Source organism: Mycobacterium sp. (assembly GCF_032161845.1).
Classification (GTDB): Bacteria; Actinomycetota; Actinomycetes; order Mycobacteriales; family Mycobacteriaceae; genus Mycobacterium.
This window is the reverse complement of record NZ_JAVRQA010000047.1, coordinates 1-3,247: the sequence shown is the minus strand read 5'-3', so window position 1 is coordinate 3,247 and position 3,247 is coordinate 1. Positions and strand designations below refer to the sequence as shown.

At 67.8% G+C, this 3,247-nt stretch carries 4 protein-coding genes and 1 pseudogene; 2 read left to right on the top strand and 3 right to left on the bottom strand.

The genetic code is table 11. The annotated features are described in order from the left end of the window. Nucleotides 1-304, top strand: a pseudogene (locus QOD90_RS02835) (dihydrodipicolinate reductase); the annotation flags it as partial. On the opposite strand, the gene QOD90_RS02830 reads toward QOD90_RS02835, so the two are convergent. Both QOD90_RS02830 and QOD90_RS02825 read right to left on the bottom strand, forming a co-directional pair. Continuing rightward, complete coding sequence (locus QOD90_RS02830; protein ID WP_526346464.1) at nt 301-594, bottom strand: DUF3017 domain-containing protein; 294 nt, start codon at nt 592-594, stop codon at nt 301-303. The pseudogene QOD90_RS02835 and the gene QOD90_RS02830 sit on opposite strands and share 4 nt — an antisense overlap. Beyond that, the gene (locus QOD90_RS02825) at nt 591-1,445 is read right to left on the bottom strand and encodes a bifunctional methylenetetrahydrofolate dehydrogenase/methenyltetrahydrofolate cyclohydrolase (protein WP_526346462.1); all 855 of its coding nucleotides are present in this window, start codon (nt 1,443-1,445) and stop codon (nt 591-593) included. Before QOD90_RS02825 ends, QOD90_RS02830 begins: the two co-directional genes overlap by 4 nt. Before the next feature lie 25 nt (nt 1,446-1,470). On the opposite strand from QOD90_RS02825, the gene QOD90_RS02820 reads away from it, so the two are divergent. Continuing rightward, nucleotides 1,471-2,667, top strand: a complete 1,197-nt coding sequence (locus QOD90_RS02820; protein ID WP_526346460.1) for an NADH:flavin oxidoreductase — start codon at nt 1,471-1,473, stop codon at nt 2,665-2,667. On the opposite strand, the gene QOD90_RS02815 is transcribed toward QOD90_RS02820, so the two are convergent. Further along, nucleotides 2,664-3,188, bottom strand: coding sequence for a hypothetical protein (locus QOD90_RS02815; RefSeq protein ID WP_526346458.1), 525 nt, complete (start codon nt 3,186-3,188; stop codon nt 2,664-2,666). The two genes, QOD90_RS02820 and QOD90_RS02815, sit on opposite strands and share 4 nt — an antisense overlap. Between the last annotated feature and the right edge of the window lie 59 nt (nt 3,189-3,247).

Sequence of the window (3,247 nt, the reverse complement as noted above, 5' to 3'; positions counted from 1 at the left end):
TGAGCGCGACGTGATCGAGATCCGCATGCGCTGGCGCAAGGGCCAATCGCTCGAGCCGGACATTCCGATTGACCACATGGGCTACGAGGTCGAGATCAAGGGACAGCCCACGGTGACGACGAAGCTGGACTTCCTGCCGCCACCGGACTTCCCCGCCGAGACGCTGGCCGACTACATGGTGCTCGGCATGATCATCACCGCCATGCCCGCGATCAACGCGATCCCCGCGGTGGTCGCCGCCCCGCCGGGTATCGCGACCTACACCGATCTCCCGCTCACCGTGCCCCGCGGATTCCTCAGCTAGCTGGTCCCCAACGGGTCGATCGTCCATGCGATGTAGAGCATGGCGGCGCTGACGGTCGCCGTCGTCGCGAAATCGATTGCCCTGCTGCGCACCACCAGGAGGCCCGCGCGATCCTCGGTCAGCGCGAGTCGCATGGCGGCTGCCACCCCGACCCCGATCGCGAGAACCAGCGCACCGCGACGCCAGTAGCCCGTCACGACCAACCCGAACGCCGCCACGATGAACAGTCCCACAGACAGAATCGGCCACTGCCTGGCGAACACCTTGTGCGCGAACTCACTTACGGTCAAAGGGCTTTCGCTTCCTCGAGCTCCACCACGTTGGTCAACAGAAACGCTCGCGTCAGCGGCCCCACACCGCCGGGGTTCGGCGAGACGTGGCCCGCCACGTCCCACACATCCGGATGCACGTCGCCGACGAGCTTTCCTGCCGCGTCGCGACTGACCCCGACGTCGACCACGGCGGCACCTGGCTTGACCATGTCGGCGGTCACCATGTGCGGCTGACCGACCGCGGCGACGATGATGTCCGCCTCGAGAGCGAGCTCCGGCAGATGTCGAGTCGCCGTGTGGCACAACGTAACCGTGGCGTTCTCGGAGCGACGCGTCAGCAAAAGACCCAACGGCCGTCCAACCGTGACGCCGCGCCCGATCACCACGACGTGCGCCCCGGCAATCTCCACCTCGAACCGGCGCAACAGATGCACGATCCCGCGCGGAGTGCACGGCAGCGGAGCCGGCTCGTTGAGTACCAGCCTGCCCAAATTCGTCGGATGCAGACCGTCGGCGTCCTTGGCCGGGTCGATGCGCTCGAGCGCGGCATTCTCGTTCAGGTGCTTCGACAGCGGGAGTTGCACGATGTAGCCGGTGCACTCGGGATTCGCGTTGAGCTCGTCGATGGTCTCGTCGAGCGTCGCCTGACTGACGTCGGCGGGCAGGTCGCGGCGAATCGAGGTGATGCCCACCTTGGCACAGTCGGCGTGCTTGCCGCGCACGTACGCCTGCGATCCCGGGTCCTCGCCGACGAGCACAGTGCCCAGGCCCGGAGTCCGGCCCGCCGCGGTCAGTGCGGCGACCCTTTCCTTGAGGTCGACGAAGATCTCGACGCGCGTGGTCTTGCCGTCCAGAGTGATCGCTCCCACGAGCTCATTGTGTCAGGCTCATTGCATGAGCCCTCAGCCCAAGGTGTTCGACGTCTTCAGTCCCGCCAAGCTCGGCCCGCTGACACTGCGCAATCGCATCATCAAGGCGGCCACGTTCGAAGCCGCGTCGCCGAACGCGCTCGTCACCGACGACCTCATCACCTACCACCGGCTCCCCGCCGCCGGCGGGGTCGGCATGACGACCGTCGCCTACCTGGCGGTGACAAAGGGTGGCCGCACCGAGGGCAACGTGATCTGGTGGCGTCCCGAGGCCATCCCCGGCTTGCGCAAACTCACCGATGCCGTCCACGCGGAAGGCGCGGCCATCAGCGCGCAGATCGGTCATGCCGGGCCCGTGGCCAATGCCCGCACGACGAAGGCGACGGCGTACGCGCCGGTGCGGTTCTTCAACCCGATGTCCATGCGGTTCGCCAAGAAAGCCACTCGCGAGGATCTCGACGACATCGTCGCCGCGCACGCCAACGCCGCGCGAATGGCCGTCGAGGCCGGGTTCGACGCGGTCGAGGTCCACCTCGGCCACAACTACCTCGCCAGCTCATTCCTCAGCCCGCTGCTCAACCGCCGCACCGACGAGTTCGGTGGCTCGTTGGAGAACCGCGCCAAGGTCGCCCGCCGCACGGTGCTCGCGGTGCGGGAGGCCGTCCGAGACCAGATCGCCGTTACCGCGAAGCTCACCATGGCCGACGGAGTTCGCGGCGGCATCCCGATGGACGAATCCCTGCAGACCGCGAAGTGGCTCGAGGAGGACGGCGGGCTCGACGCCCTCGAACTCACCGCGGGGAGCTCACTGGTCAACCCCATGTACCTGTTCCACGGCGACGCGCCCGTCAAGGAGTTCGCCGCAGCGTTCAAGCCGCCGCTGCGGTGGGGCATCCGGATGACCGGCAAGAAGTTCCTGCGCGAGTACCCCTACCGCGAGGCGTTCCTCCTCGAGAAGGCGAAGAAGTTCCGCGCCGAGCTCGACATGCCGCTGATCCTGTTGGGCGGCATCACGAATCGCGAGTCCATGGATCTGGCGATGGCCGAGGGCTTCGACTTCGTCGCGATGGGCCGGGCGCTGCTCGCCGAACCCGATCTGATCAACCGGATCAAGGACGACGGCCCCGCCCACTCGATCAAGTCACTGTGCACGCACTGCAACAAGTGCATGCCCACGATCTACAGCCACACCCACTGTGTCGTGACGGGATCGCCGGGTTAGCCCCCGCCGGCCTCGGCAGGCAGCGGCGGCGGCAACGGCGCCGTTTGTTCCACGACCGGAGGAGCGGCGCTCGGCTGCGTAGCAGGGACGGGCGGAGCAGGGGCGGGCGCAGCGGGAGCTGGCGAGCCGCCGGGAACCTGCCCGTGGAAGTCGACCATCTTGTCGTCGCGAAGCACCTTGCCGGCCGCCGCGACCGTCAGGGCGGCGGACGTCACCGTGTAGGTGATCCCGTCGTTCTCGGCGACGAAGCCGCCGTCCATCGGCTTGGCGGCAATGACGAGCTTGGCACCGTCGGCGACGCGCACGCCTCGGTATTCGTACTTGCCGGAGGGGCTCTTGCAGATCGCGACGCGGGAGCCCGCCGTGGAACCGAACACCGCTGCCGTGCCCGGCGCTTCGCAGCGCGCCGTCGAATCGACGAAGCCGCGGTCGTCGGTAATTGGGCCTGCGGCGGCCGTTGCCACGCCACTCACGACGACGGCAACCATGCCCGCCAGCGCGAGCGCCCGAGCTCTGTTCACGACCGTCGCTCCAAACCTGAGGTCAACACCCGCGCACAGTGTTCCACGATCTGGTCGGC